Genomic DNA, 12,737 nt, shown 5'->3' on the forward strand with positions numbered 1-12,737 from the left:
GCACGATCCTAAGGCACTGGCAGGAGCGCCCGTCGACTACCCAGAAATAGCCTGAAACCAGGTCATGAAGAAGAAGCGACTGATCTCGTTTGCGCTCCTCGCCATCCTCGCAGTCGGATCGATACCGATGCTCGCCCCGTTCGGCTGGATGCTCTCGACATCGCTCAAGACCAAGGAACTGGCCGGAGAGCATCCGCCGCGCTGGATACCCGAGAAAGAGACTGCATTCTTGTTGACCGACGGCCGGCGCGAATCGGTAACCGTGCTGACCGAAACCGCGGACGATCGAATCAAAATCCGCACGGCGCAAGGCGAGACGTTGTTCGTCCCCATCGACAGGGTTCAGCGGGAAAGACGGGTCGCGATGCATTGGGAGAACTATCAGCGCGTCTTTCAACCCAGCGCCGCCCACCAGGACGAGGACTTTCCCCGTTACCTCTTAAACACCTTGCTGATTGCGATTCTGACGGCAATGGGTCAGGCGCTCAGCAGCTCCTTGGTCGCTTTCGGCTTCGCACGGCTGCGTTTTTGGGGAAGCGGTCCGCTCTTTGGCGTCATGCTAGCCACGATGATGATCCCGGGGCAGATCGGCATGATACCGACCTTCATGATCTTCCGCTGGCTCGGCTGGATCGATACTTTTTTGCCGCTCATCATACCGGCATGGCTGGGCAGCGCCTTCTTCGCCTTTCTCTATCGCCAATACTTCATGTCGATCCCGTTAGAAATGGACGAGGCCGCCAAAGTAGACGGCGCGACGCCGCTCCAAATCTATTGGCACGTGTTGCTGCCAATGGCCAAGCCGGTTACGGTTACGGTCGGCGTCTTTAGCTTCTTGGGCGCGTGGAACGAGTTTCTCGGTCCACTGATCTATCTCAATTCCGATCACAAGCGCACGCTCTCGCTGGCCTTGGCCAAATTTCAAAGCGCATACGGCGCCGACGTGCCGGCGCTGATGGCCGCGGCTACACTGATGCTGTTGCCAGCCCTCGCTATCTACTTCTTTAGCCAGCGCGCCTTGACCGAGGGCCTCAACATCGGTGGCGTTAAGGGGTAGAGAGCGTTTTTACAAGCCTTTCTCTGACGAACAGCTGTAGTTGCTCGTTCTGAGCCGCTTCTGTCAAACGCCCTTCCGGGATGTGAAAAACCCGCTCGGTGCTATGCGCCTTCGACTTTTCAAGCCTCTCAAATGCGACCTTGACGTACTCCGGCTTGTTGTCGATGACGACCACGTTGCGTCCCAAGCCCTCTGCCGCTAGCGCGGTCGTGCCGCTTCCGCCAAAGGGGTCCAGAACCCAATCGCCCTCTTTGGTGAACAGTTTGATAAAAAACTCTGGCAGTCCGACCGGAAAGGCGGCCGGATGCCCCATGTTCTTGCCGACCAGCGGCGCCTCGACCACATTGCCCGGTAAAACGTGCTGTTTATCGACCCACTTGCGAAGATCGCGACCAAATCCGCTGTCGTTCTCGCTGTTGTGCCGTTCGGCGCTCTTGCCGTTCAGTTTAGCCAATCGCTTGGGAGCCCAATCGCCGATCGGCTTGCGAACGGCATCCTGATACATGGCAAACTTCGCACGCTTGGTGAGATGAAAGCAATACTCCCACTCGTCGCGCAACCGATTGGGCCAGTAGCCGGGCATCGCGTTCGGCTTTAGCCAAATGTAGTCGTCGATGCAGCGCCACCCCATCTCTTCCAGCGCCAAAACGGTGCGCCAGACATAGCGGTTGCGAACGCCGTTTACCACCTTGTCTTTGATGTTGAGCACAAACGAGCCGTCGTCGTCCAGCGCGCGCCAAAACTCTTCGGCAAAGCGACAAAGAAAATCTGGAAAGTCGGCTGGCGAGATGCTGTCGTAATGCCTCTTCCTCGCGTCCGCATACGGCGGCGAGGTTACGATCAGATTGAAGAAGCCGTCTGGATAGGCTTTCAACGCCTCTCGCGAATCGCCAAGGATGACGGTGGTTTGGGTCAATCCGATCTCACCCCGCAGAAGAGTTTGACCAGTTTCAAGGAATTGTTAAATCGTCCCCTTGAATCCAGCAGCCCTGCTTTCTTGCACTCATCGCCGAAAGAATCAAGGACCTCTCGTGGCACCTGGCTTATCCTTGCAGGCTCTGCCTTCTTAGTCAATAGCACATCTAACACCGCAGAAACCACTTCCTCATAAGATAATGCAGTAAAAAAAGGCCAGAAATAATCGGAGCGCCAGATTTCAGTGTTGAACGAGTGAGGCGTGTCCGTCGACTGATTGCGCTTAATCAATCTTTGTCCTCGATCCATTGCAATACCAAACACACAGAGATAAGGCCCGGTCCGATTCTTGTCTTTCATTGCAACACCTTCAAGGGCCGCGATCGCCTTCGGCCAATCCTGGCCGCCCATTGTGTTGACCCTATTCTTGACCGAAACATAGATCGAAATCGCAGCTTGGGGATCGTCCAGATTGGCGAGAGTGACGGTAAAGTCGGCCTCTTGCTTACCCAGATCGGAGACGGAAGTAAACCGAGCACAATGGCTGGCAGCGTCCTTCGCGATGAACTGATAACGCCAACCCGAGTTCATTCGTTCCTTTTGTAACGTCCTCAGATGGAACTGCTCTTCTGCAACTTCACTATAATGTCGGTCAAGACATTGGTAGGCAGTGGAGGCAGGATCGCCGCAGTACTTTTTGAAGTACTTGAACAGTTCTCGACCAGCACGGCTGTAGGTGGACGCAACTTGCTCAGGAGTCGCGTCCTCGTGCAGATTAAACGCCTCTCGGCTGGACTTCTGATTGGCCTTACGAATTGCGTCTGCAATGATACGCTTCAAGGAATCAACACCGACCCTGTTGGTATGAGGAGCGATCTTAGCGTCGTCCAAGAGCCCTCCCGGTGTTCTTGGGTATGGCTGGATGGTAGATCTCACAATATTAAGAGTTTACCCTGCGGGCCCTGAACCATAATACACCCATGATCGCCGTCATAGCCCTAACTCTTCTCCTCTTCATCGCAGGATGCCAGGAAGAGCCGCGAGCCAAACCGCCCTCCCCAACCGCAAACAAAGTCCTCATCTCGGCCAAACAGCAGGCCGAAGAAGGCGCGATCTACGATGCTTCGTATAGACAGATCCCCTATCCTATGGGCGATGTGTCCGAAGATCGCGGCGCCTGCACCGATGTTGTCGTCCGCGCGCTCAGAGCCGCCGGAAAAGACCTTCAAGCTCTCATTCACAAAGACGCCAAGGCCAATCCGGCCGCTTACCATCGAATCGAAAGAGGCCGCCTCGACAAGAACATAGACCACCGACGCGTGCCCAACCATCTTGCCTTCTTGCGACGACATGCCCAGGCGATCAAGCGCGATGACCTGATGCCGGGAGACTTGGTCTACTGGATTCTGGACAATGGACGCGATCACTGCGGGATCGTATCCGATGCCAAGAACGCACGGGGCGAATGGCTCGTCGTCCACAACTTAAGCCGATGCCAAGAAGAAGACGTCCTAACGCGCTGGAAGTTCGTCGCTGGTTTCCGGTATCCATAAGAGCCATTCTGCGTTATAATCTCCCTAGTAGGAGGGTACTCAGTATGCGAACTTTGTCAGTCTTGTTGCTCGCTTTGCTCGTCGCGCCCGTTCTGGCTCAGAACATGATCATGACCTTTCAGGGCCAGTTGCGAGACAACGGGTCCCCCGCGAACGGGACCTACTCGATGACGTTCGGTCTTTTCTCCGTCGCATCTGGCGGAACAGCCATCGCCACCTTTGGGCCGGTCAATGTAAGCGTCTCCAACGGCCTCTTTACTCAAGAACTGACCTATCCCAGGACGGCCATCAACGGCGGCGCCCGCTGGATCGAGGTTGCCGTTGCTGGCACCACATTGGCGCCGCGATCGAAAATCAACGAAACGCCGATGGCGACCTATGCGCACCAGGCCGGCACCGTGCCTTGGAGCGGCGTTACAGGCGCGCCGATGGGCGCCGATGCTTGGGCTTTTACCCACACCGACATTCGCAATGCCAACGCGGGATTCGTCGGCATCGGCGCCAGAGATCCGGTCGGCGTACTCCATGTGAAAGACGCGTTGGACTTTGACGATCAGATACAGGATTTGCATTCCGGCTATGGATATACAGGCTCGCCTGGCCTCTGGCAAACCTTTCAACCAGGCGTTGCCGGAGAACTGACAGGCGTAACCGTTCTGTTGTATACCAGCCAGGAGTTTCCCGACATCGTTGTCAGAATTCATGAAGGCGAATTGGGCGCGGTTATTGCGGACGAGCGGTTTACACTGCTCGGTCCGGCGGGGTATGCCATTAGACACATCCCCATCACAAGCCGCCCAATGCTCGCGCAAGATCAGACATACACGATTTTCATCGCCACGCCTTGGGGGCAGAGCTACTGGGCGGTGAGAGAAGGCGACTCCTACCCGCGAGGAAGGGCAATCTCTAACGATGCGTTGGATTTCTGGTTCACCACGCACATGAAGACGGGGGATACCGATTCGTTGGTGGCTTCCCGCGGCCGGATCGGCATCGGCACGGTTCAACCCACAGAAACGCTCGATGTTCGCGGCAACGTATTTGTCGACAATGCCGTCAAGCTGAGCGCATCAGACAGACCCATGGTCGTTAGACAGCACACGCCATTTACCGGAGGCAATAAGGCCGGGTATGGCCGCTGGGGGCTTTTCATGGAGCCTGCGCGACTATTCCTGGGGGTGCCCGGCTCTGACTATGGCGGTCCGGGCCGTCTCACCCTGGGCGGATGGCTCGCGGATGGAACCATGCAGCCTTGGCTGACCATTCTCAGCGCCAACGGCAACGTCGGCATTGGCCAAGATAGTCCTGGCTTCCCGCTCAACTTTGCCAACACATTAGGAGACAAGGTGTCTTTCCATGGAAACTCGGGCGCCCACTACGGGATTGGAATACAGGGCGGTTTGCTCCAAATCCACACAGATGTCGCTTCGAGCGACATCGCGTTCGGATACGGAACAAGCGCATCGATGACGGAAGCGATGCGCATCAAAGGCAATGGCAATGTCGGCATCGGCACCAATGCTCCTACGGCGCGCCTGCACGTGGTCGGCGGCGCCATTCGGCCTGCCGTTGGCAATTCTTCCGCAGCTGGCATCTCTTTCCCTTTCGATCCGGGCGGCGGATCTGGCGACGACGCGTTCATCCGCTACTATGTGGGAAGCGGAGAGGACACCAAACTCCTCATCGGCATCAACAACGACTTCGACGACGACCTCTCTTTCTGGCAGGCAGGGGCAGAGAGAATGACCCTCTACAACGGAAACGTCGGCATCGGCACGAACCAGCCTCCATACCGCTTGACCATTCAGGGCGGAGAAATCAGATTCTTAACGACTGGTGGCGCCACCTTATACCGCCTGGCCAACTTCAACGATGCTGGGGAGATGGCAACGCTGGGCCCGAACGGAACGCGAAACACTGTGCTCGGCCAGGACTCCAGCAGCGCGAACAGAGGTCTTTTTGCAGCCTTTGACGATGCTGGAGCAAGTCGGGCATTAGTGTACGTGAACGCCTCAAACCAAGGCATCGTTGCCGCAAACGTCAAGGCCTTCCGCGAGTTCGCGCCCAACGACCCGGAGCACGACTACTGGTACGCCAGTCTGGAAGGCCCCGAGGCCGCCATGTATGTCCGCGGCACCGCGCAACTGATCAATGGTCGCGCTGTCGTCCAACTGCCCGATCACTTTGCCGAAATGGCTGTGGAAGGCACAATGACGGTGCTCCTGACCCCCATGACGGTGAATACGAAAGGGCTCGGCATCGTCAGCCAATCGCTAGCCGGGATCGAGGTGGGCGAACTGGACAACGGCCGGGGCACGTTTCCCTTCCATTGGGAAGCTAAAGCCGTTCGAAAGGGCTACGAAGAGTGGAAGGTGAAGCGACCCTGGTATGAGGTCGGCGTTCATCCGCACGAGCTTCAAGAAGCCTGGGAAGCCCGCCTCAAGTCGATCGAAAGCCAAAAGAACGCCGGAAAGCAGTAGAAGGCGTCTAGGCGCGGCTTGGCGCTAACCAAGCCGCGCCGTGCCTTTGACATACTCGAGCTACTTTGGACGGGTGGAACAGAAATAGAGCGACCCGGTAAGACCGGTAAGACGTTCGGACAACTGCGACACCGTCTCAGCTTTTGCTACCAGTTCGCCTGCGATTGGTTGTCCGTAACGATCCCTCTTAGTCACTCTTATAGCGAGCACAAATCCGTCATTCGCCCGAAGAAGTTCGTCGATGGCCTCAGAACCGACATCTGGCCCAACCGAATCGATTTGCTCCACTTCATGTGCTCAATAATTATCCAGTTCTGTTTACGTTCGTTGCCGCATGGCCGTTTCCTGCTCTTGGCGCGCCTACAACTATTGCTCCCCGCCTTAGTCGCGGCCAGCACAGATTGTAACCCACTTTGCGAAGTCCTGATTCACAAGTTAAGAGTGGGCTCTCTAAGCCCTTGCTTTTTGTCCCCCGTGTATAATCCGCCCATGCCAAAGGAAGGAATAACGACCCGAGAGCAAGATTACGCTCAATGGTATCTCGATATCGTGCAACAGGCCGAGCTGGCCGACTACTCCCCCGTGCGCGGATGCATGGTCATCAAGCCCATGGGGTACGCCATTTGGGAGAACATCCAAAGAGCCCTGGACGACCGCATCAAAGCCACCGGCCACCAAAACGCCTACTTCCCCCTCTTCATCCCCATGAGCTTCCTGCAAAAGGAAGCCGAGCACGTGGAAGGCTTCGCGCCCGAGGTCGCCGTGGTAACGCACGGGGGCGGCGAGGAGCTGGCCGAACCGCTCGCCGTGAGGCCCACTTCTGAAGCCATCATTGGCCACATGTTCGCCAAGTGGATCAATTCCTATCGCGATTTGCCGTTGCTCATCAACCAGTGGGCCAACGTCGTGCGATGGGAGATGCGCACCAGGCCCTTTCTGCGCACTACCGAGTTCCTTTGGCAAGAGGGCCATACCGCCCACGCCACCGAGGAAGAGGCCGAGGCCGAGACGCTGATGATCTTAAACGAAGTCTATGCCGACTTTGTCGAAAAGGAGATGGCTCTCCCCGTCTTCAAGGGTCTCAAAACCGATAAAGAGAAGTTTGCGGGCGCTCTTCGCACTTATGCCATCGAAGCGATGATGCAGGATGGACGGGCCTTACAAGCGGGCACCTCGCACAATCTGGGTCAGAATTTCGCCCGAGCGTTCGACATGGTCTATCGCGACGCCAACAACCAGGATCAGCTCTGTTGGACCACCTCTTGGGGCGTCTCCACGCGCTTGGTCGGCGCGCTCATCATGGCGCACAGCGACGACGAGGGTCTGGTCTGCCCGCCCCGCCTGGCGCCGATCCAAGTCGTGGCCGTACCCATCTACAAGAGCGAGGACGAACGCCCCAAAGTGTTAGAGGCGATGGGCAAATTGACCGCCGATTGGCACGGCAAGTTTCGATTCAAAGTCGACGATCGCGATCAGCTGACGCCTGGGTTCAAGTTTAACGAATGGGAATTGAAGGGCGTGCCCCTGCGCGTCGAGCTAGGGCCTCGAGACATCGAGCAGGGAACCGTCGCGCTGGCTCGGCGCGATATGCCGGGCAAGGCGGGCAAGTCGTTCGTGCCTCAGGCTGGCTTGGCCGAGGCGATCGCTGCCATGTTGGACGACATCCAGCAGGCGCTGTTCGATCGCGCTCTAAAGTTTCGAGATGAGAACACGCGCTTTGCCGCTAACTATGGCGAGTTTCAGGCTCTGATCGAGCAGGGTTTTGTGCGCTGCTATTGGGACGGCACGGGCGAGGACGAAGACCGCGTGCAAGAAGAGACCAAGGCGACCATTCGGGTGATTCCATTGGACCAGCCTTCCGATCCGGGCGCCTGTGTGCTCACCGGCAGGACGACCAATCGCCAAGTTGTGTTCGCCCGATCGTACTGATTTTGGGGCGAGATTCGTACTCAAAATTGTGCTACATTCGCGAAGATTCCCGTTCGGCTTGCAACGTCAGAACTTCGACTGGTAGAACCCGCCGCACCTGCGCGGGGTTGGCGGGATCGCAGAAAGGGGCAGCGAAGCGACAAGACATAGACGCCAACGTTCAAGAAATCTGTCTATGTGCCTTGCGCGTCTTGCTCTCTCAGGTCGGGCTCGTACTCCCATTCGCCATCCCTGTACTCGTACTCCCAGTGCTCGTTCGGGTTCTCAGAGACATCCTCCTCCCAGCGCTCGTTCGGGTTCTCAGAGACATCCTCGAACTCGTATCGTCGAGTAGGATCTATCATGGTTACCACCCCCACGATTAGATTCTACCAACGTCTAACTCTTAGTTTTCGAGCGGCGCTAGCAAAAAAAAAGCGAGGGATCGCATCCGTGCGTTTCCCCCGCCCTGTTGCATCCTTAGTACTGCTTGATTACGATTCGTTGCCGCTGAAAAAGGCTTCGAAAGGTATCAGCCCCAGCTGTGCCGCTCGGCGGAACGCCTGAACGCGATTAGTAACGTTTAACTTTTCGTAGATATTGGCCAGGTGAAAGTCCACCGTGCGCTTGCTGACGAAAAGCGCGTCCGCCACTTCTTTGGATGACTTGCCCTGAGCGATCAGGCTCAGCACCTCGATCTCTCGCTTGGTCAGTCTAACCGGCTTTTGTCCGTGCCACTTTCGAAAGCTCATCGTCTTTCCACCTCTCACTCCGTGAGTTGACCGCCGCCTGTATGGGTCTTTCCATAGCCCCAGGCGTTCTTAACATGCCAACTCGCGGTCCAGCTTTAGCGAGGCGAAAAGTTCATCCACCTGCCCCAGCTTCGTTACTGCATGACCTTGATGAAGCAGCCGCCGGCAACCCGGCGAACCAGCCCCATCACCTCCAGTTTGGTCACTTCTACTTGGACAGTCTGGACGGTCAGATTTGTTTCATGAACGATCTCATCGATTCGAACGGGTTGAGAGGTGAGCGCGTCGAGCACGAGACGTTGCTCAAACGAGAGAGTTTTGGCTTTTGGTGCAAAGGCCGCAGTGCGAAGGCCGAGCGGCTCGCACACATCCTCGGGCGAAACGGCCATGCGGGCGCCGTCTTTCAGCAAGGCGTAGCTGCCAGCCAGGTTGGGGTTGTCGATATTGCCCGGCACGACGTAAACATCGCGACCGAGTTCGGCCGCCATGTCGGCTGTGATCAGGGCGCCGCTCTGTTGGGGCGCCTCTACGACGAGCAAAGCGTCGCTGGCCGCAGCGATCAATCGGTTGCGCATGGGGAAGTTGTGCGGATAGGGCGCCATGCCGAAGTAGAACTCGGAGACCAAGGCGCCGTTTTCTTGAATCTGCTCAAAGAGCGCTTTGTTGTCCGCTGGGTAGACGATATCGACGCCGCATCCGAGAAAGGCAATGGTTTGGCCGCCCTCCTCTGCAGCGGCCTTGTGAGCCCGGGCATCGACGCCGAATGCGCCGCCGCTCACGATAATCGCTCCTGCTCTGGCCAATTCGCGCGAGAACTTGTCGGCAACCATGCGTCCATAGGCCGAGGCGCGACGGGTGCCCACTATTCCGACCTTCTGCGCCTCTTCGGTAGGCAGTTCGCCTCGCACAAAGAGCGCGGGAGGCGGATCGGCCAGGTCTCGCAGCGCGGAGGGATAGGCGGGATCGTCCAACAGCACTAGACGCGCACGGCCCGATTCGATCTCGTCCATGGTCGTTGGCTCGCCGGACGCAAGGATCGCCTCGGCATCGGCAGGACGAATGCCATCCGCCGTTATCAGGGCGTCCTTTTTGGCGTCCAAAATCGAATCGGGATCGCCGAATCGCTCCAGCAATGCGTTCCGCTTGCGGGCAGTCAGCTCGACCGACAAGAACCGAAGCCAGGCCGACAGGTCCCGACTATCCATCAGGGGCGCTCCACGAACAGCCACTTCTTTCGGTTGAAATAGGCATAGCCCGCCAAGGCGATGAGGATTGCCGTCAGTCCGTTGGCACAAAGCAACCAAGCTGGCAAGGGCTCCTCGGTCAGCGCGCGGGTTACTCCCAAGTTGCTCTGCTCCACCGTTATGGGCGGCAGCATCAGTTTGCGATAGAGCGTCAAGATCGTTGCGATTGGATTGAGGCCGTGATAGAGGTAAAAGGCGGTCTGTCGATAGGCCTCGGGCACCAGCGAAGCGTGTCGAATCTGTTCGGAAAAGTAGATGACGGGCGACAGAAAGAAGAGCAGCTGCACACCGATCGAGACGAGATATTTGATGTCCTCGTAGAAGACGTTTAGGCTGGCGATGAAGAACGAGAGTCCAAGCGTCAGAAGCAGTTGGGCGATCATCAGTAGGGGCACGAGCAGCATGGTAGCTTGTACGGGCGCCCCGACAAAGATGTGCAGATAGACCAAGAAAACGCCCATCGCCAACAGAAAGTGGATGAAATTGGCAATGATCGCGCTAATGGGCAGAAGCTCTCGCGGAAAATATATTTTTTTGATCACGGGCATATAGGCGAGCACGGTTTGGCTGGAATCGAGCAGCGCGAACTGGAAGAAGGTCCAGGGCAGATAGGCCGCCAGAACGTAGGCCGAGTAGTTAGCGATCTTCATCCCCATCACATGCTTGAAGATGAGCGTCATCACCATGACGGTTACCAAGGGGTTCAGCAGCGACCAGAAGAAGCCCAAGAACGAGTTTTTGTACCGGACGCGCAGTTCTCGAACGACGAGGGTATAGAGAAGCTCGCGAAACTTATAGAGTTCGATCAGCTCGGCGCGCATATCGGGGAGTTAAAAGTTCGACGCTCGCACTCGAAACCCTGCCTGGGCTTTGGCGGGCGATGGGTCATAATTAGGATTGATGTCGAATGCCGAGCCAGAATGCATGATGCACGTGCTGGGCGATTTTCGCCTGGCCGGGGCGGAGCGCTTTGCCGCAAATATGCTTCTCCACCATGATCGTTCAAAGTACACGCCTGTTGGGGTTTGTCTTTATCGAAAGTTGGGCACCAGCATCGAAGCGGAACTCGAGGAAGCGGGTATCGAGGTGCACTACTTGGAGAAGGGCGAGCGAGCGGGATGGGAGCCTGTGCGAAAACTGCGGGCTCTGTTCAAGCAGTATCGACCCGTAGCCGTCAACACCCACATGGACGGACTGCAGTACGCCTTTTTTTCGATGATTCAAGAGCGAGTACCGGCGCGCGTGCACACTTTGCACAACCTAGCCGAAAAGGAAGGCACCAATCGGGGCGGGCGGTTCTTTCGTTGGCTGGCGTTCAAGGCGAGAATCGGCGGCATCGCACCGGTCTCCATTGCACGGGAAGTGCAAGACAGCGTCAAGCGATTCTATGGAAACATCGACTCCCCGTTGATCATGAACGGCGTGCCGGTGGCTCGGTATCAAACGCCGGAAGGCACGGGCGCGACCTGGCGAGAGGCGAACGGCTTTTGCCCCGAATGCCCCCTGCTGCTGCACATTGGGCGTTTTATGAGCCAGAAGAACCACGAGATGCTCTTGAGAAGCTTCGCGCGCGTCGTCAAGGAGCACCCCAGTGCGGTATTGGCCATGGCGGGCTGGGGCGAGTTGGAGGATCAGACCCGAACGTTGGCCAACGAGCTGGGACTGGGCGAGAGCGCGCGGTTCCTAGGCCAGCGAAACGACGTGCCAGAAATGTTAGCGGCTTGCGACGCGCTGCTGCTGCCGTCGCATTACGAAGGAAACCCGCTAGTTGTGATGGAAGCGATGGCTGCCGGTCGTCCGGTGATCGCGACGGCGGTTGGCGGCGTGCCGGAGCTGATCGAACACGGGGTATCGGGCCTATTGATGCCGCCGGGCGATGAAGTTGCGTTTGCAACCGCCGTTACCGATCTGTTGACAAACCAAGAGAAGCGGCTGAACATGGGTCTTGCAGCTCGACAAAGGGCGGACGAACGATTTGACATTCGACACACCGTCAAGGCTTACGAGGCGCTTTACGAACGATTGAGGGAGGCACGATGAAAAGACTGCGCAAGGCGCTGGGGCCGTTGGCGCACGCCCTGATGAGAAACGTTACCTATCGCATGAACCAGGGTCCTTCGCGCGGGATGAAGCGCAAGGGCGGGTTCGGCTTTCTTTACAAACCTCCCTCGCGCGAAGAGACCTTCATCACCAGCCTCAATTTGGAGGGCAAGGTCGTTTACGACATTGGCAGCCACATCGGGCTCTTTACCATGTACTTTGCCAAAGCGGTGGGGCCCAACGGCCAGGTGATCGCCTTCGAACCGCATCCGCTGTTTTTTAGGAAGGTGTCCGAGCATATCGCGATCAACAAGCTGGACAACGCGACGGCGCGCAACTTTGCGATCGGTGGAGAGAAGGGCATGGCAACGATGACTTTTCGACCCGGTTTTGGCGGCACACCCAGCATCGAGCCGGGCCATCAGCAGAACATGATGCGCGAGAAGGGGATTATGAGCGCGGATGTGCCGGTCGACACGATCGACAATCAGATTGCAGAGAACAATTTGCCGCCGCCGAACTTTGTGAAGATGGACGTAGAGGGATTCGAGGTTCCGGCCCTATTAGGCATGAGAGAGACGTTGGAGAAGCATCATCCCGCGCTGTTTATCGAGCTTCACGGGGTAACCGAGGAGATGCAGGTAGAAAACGCTCAGAAGGTAGTGGATTACTTGGTCGGATTTGGGTACGACATCACGCACGTGGAATCGGGCGACAAGATTGTTTCGGCCAACGCTCCCAGCGCAAAGATGGGGCACTTGTACTGCGTGTAAAGTATGGCGGAGGGC

General features: G+C 57.3%; 12 protein-coding genes. 6 read left to right on the forward strand and 6 right to left on the reverse strand.

The annotated features are described in order from the left end of the window. Nucleotides 1–64 precede the first annotated feature (64 nt). Nucleotides 65–1,057: a carbohydrate ABC transporter permease gene (locus HUU60_02810; protein ID NUL81636.1), complete on the forward strand. Its 993-nt coding sequence runs from the start codon at nucleotides 65–67 to the stop codon at nucleotides 1,055–1,057. Here the strand turns inward: HUU60_02810 and HUU60_02815 are convergent. Further along, on the reverse strand, nucleotides 1,047–1,973 hold the full coding sequence (locus tag HUU60_02815) for a site-specific DNA-methyltransferase (protein NUL81637.1): 927 nt from the start codon (nucleotides 1,971–1,973) through the stop codon (nucleotides 1,047–1,049). The genes HUU60_02810 and HUU60_02815 overlap by 11 nt on opposite strands. After that, nucleotides 1,970–2,863 carry a hypothetical protein gene (locus HUU60_02820; GenBank protein NUL81638.1) on the reverse strand — a complete coding sequence of 298 codons (894 nt, stop codon included), beginning with the start codon at nucleotides 2,861–2,863 and terminating at the stop codon, nucleotides 1,970–1,972. The genes HUU60_02815 and HUU60_02820 overlap by 4 nt, the downstream gene beginning before the upstream one ends. 89 nt (nucleotides 2,864–2,952) lie before the next feature. On the opposite strand from HUU60_02820, the gene HUU60_02825 reads away from it, so the two are divergent. The 3 genes from HUU60_02825 (at nucleotide 2,953) to HUU60_02835 (ending at nucleotide 7,934) form a co-directional block, all read left to right on the forward strand. Further along, on the forward strand, nucleotides 2,953–3,525 hold the full coding sequence (locus HUU60_02825; protein NUL81639.1) for a DUF1287 domain-containing protein: 573 nt from the start codon (nucleotides 2,953–2,955) through the stop codon (nucleotides 3,523–3,525). A gap of 44 nt (nucleotides 3,526–3,569) precedes the next feature. Then, nucleotides 3,570–6,005, forward strand: coding sequence for a hypothetical protein (locus tag HUU60_02830; GenBank protein ID NUL81640.1), 2,436 nt, complete (start codon nucleotides 3,570–3,572; stop codon nucleotides 6,003–6,005). Nucleotides 6,006–6,494: 489 nt separating this feature from the next. Then, on the forward strand, nucleotides 6,495–7,934 hold the full coding sequence (locus HUU60_02835; GenBank protein ID NUL81641.1) for a proline--tRNA ligase: 1,440 nt from the start codon (nucleotides 6,495–6,497) through the stop codon (nucleotides 7,932–7,934). A 173-nt stretch (nucleotides 7,935–8,107) separates the two neighbouring features. Here the strand turns inward: HUU60_02835 and HUU60_02840 are convergent, their stop codons facing one another. The 4 genes from HUU60_02840 to HUU60_02855 all read right to left on the reverse strand — a co-directional run bounded on the left by HUU60_02840 (nucleotide 8,108) and on the right by HUU60_02855 (nucleotide 10,730). Beyond that, nucleotides 8,108–8,278 carry a hypothetical protein gene (locus HUU60_02840; protein NUL81642.1) on the reverse strand — a complete coding sequence of 57 codons (171 nt, stop codon included), beginning with the start codon at nucleotides 8,276–8,278 and terminating at the stop codon, nucleotides 8,108–8,110. 129 nt (nucleotides 8,279–8,407) lie between these two features. Continuing rightward, the gene (locus tag HUU60_02845) at nucleotides 8,408–8,665 is read right to left on the reverse strand and encodes a response regulator transcription factor (GenBank protein NUL81643.1); all 258 of its coding nucleotides are present in this window, start codon (nucleotides 8,663–8,665) and stop codon (nucleotides 8,408–8,410) included. Nucleotides 8,666–8,799: 134 nt separating this feature from the next. Beyond that, on the reverse strand, nucleotides 8,800–9,870 hold the full coding sequence (dprA, locus tag HUU60_02850) for a DNA-protecting protein DprA (protein NUL81644.1): 1,071 nt from the start codon (nucleotides 9,868–9,870) through the stop codon (nucleotides 8,800–8,802). Next, nucleotides 9,870–10,730: an ABC transporter permease gene (locus HUU60_02855; GenBank protein ID NUL81645.1), complete on the reverse strand. Its 861-nt coding sequence runs from the start codon at nucleotides 10,728–10,730 to the stop codon at nucleotides 9,870–9,872. The genes dprA and HUU60_02855 overlap by 1 nt, the downstream gene beginning before the upstream one ends. A 79-nt stretch (nucleotides 10,731–10,809) precedes the next feature. Between HUU60_02855 and HUU60_02860 the strand changes: the two genes are divergently transcribed. Beyond that, a complete protein-coding gene (locus tag HUU60_02860) occupies nucleotides 10,810–11,949 on the forward strand; it encodes a glycosyltransferase (GenBank protein NUL81646.1) in 1,140 nt (379 codons plus the stop codon). Then, nucleotides 11,946–12,722 carry an FkbM family methyltransferase gene (locus HUU60_02865; GenBank protein ID NUL81647.1) on the forward strand — a complete coding sequence of 259 codons (777 nt, stop codon included), beginning with the start codon at nucleotides 11,946–11,948 and terminating at the stop codon, nucleotides 12,720–12,722. The genes HUU60_02860 and HUU60_02865 overlap by 4 nt, the downstream gene beginning before the upstream one ends. Nucleotides 12,723–12,737 lie beyond the last annotated feature (15 nt).

Source organism: Armatimonadota bacterium (assembly GCA_013359125.1).
In the GTDB taxonomy this organism is placed as follows: domain Bacteria; phylum Armatimonadota; class Fimbriimonadia; order Fimbriimonadales; family GBS-DC; genus JABWCR01.

What these genes read in the sequence shown, in the direction of transcription:
- HUU60_02810 (NUL81636.1), top strand. Translation starts at nt 65, where the DNA reads ATGAAGAAGAAGCGACTGATCTCGTTTGCGCTCCTCGCCATCCTCGCA.
- HUU60_02825 (NUL81639.1), top strand. Translation starts at nt 2,953, where the DNA reads ATGATCGCCGTCATAGCCCTAACTCTTCTCCTCTTCATCGCAGGATGC.
- HUU60_02830 (NUL81640.1), top strand. Translation starts at nt 3,570, where the DNA reads ATGCGAACTTTGTCAGTCTTGTTGCTCGCTTTGCTCGTCGCGCCCGTT.
- HUU60_02835 (NUL81641.1), top strand. Translation starts at nt 6,495, where the DNA reads ATGCCAAAGGAAGGAATAACGACCCGAGAGCAAGATTACGCTCAATGG.
- HUU60_02840 (NUL81642.1), bottom strand. Translation starts at nt 8,278, where the DNA reads ATGATAGATCCTACTCGACGATACGAGTTCGAGGATGTCTCTGAGAAC.
- HUU60_02845 (NUL81643.1), bottom strand. Translation starts at nt 8,665, where the DNA reads ATGAGCTTTCGAAAGTGGCACGGACAAAAGCCGGTTAGACTGACCAAG.
- dprA (NUL81644.1), bottom strand. Translation starts at nt 9,870, where the DNA reads ATGGATAGTCGGGACCTGTCGGCCTGGCTTCGGTTCTTGTCGGTCGAG.
- HUU60_02855 (NUL81645.1), bottom strand. Translation starts at nt 10,730, where the DNA reads ATGCGCGCCGAGCTGATCGAACTCTATAAGTTTCGCGAGCTTCTCTAT.
- HUU60_02860 (NUL81646.1), top strand. Translation starts at nt 10,810, where the DNA reads ATGTCGAATGCCGAGCCAGAATGCATGATGCACGTGCTGGGCGATTTT.
- HUU60_02865 (NUL81647.1), top strand. Translation starts at nt 11,946, where the DNA reads ATGAAAAGACTGCGCAAGGCGCTGGGGCCGTTGGCGCACGCCCTGATG.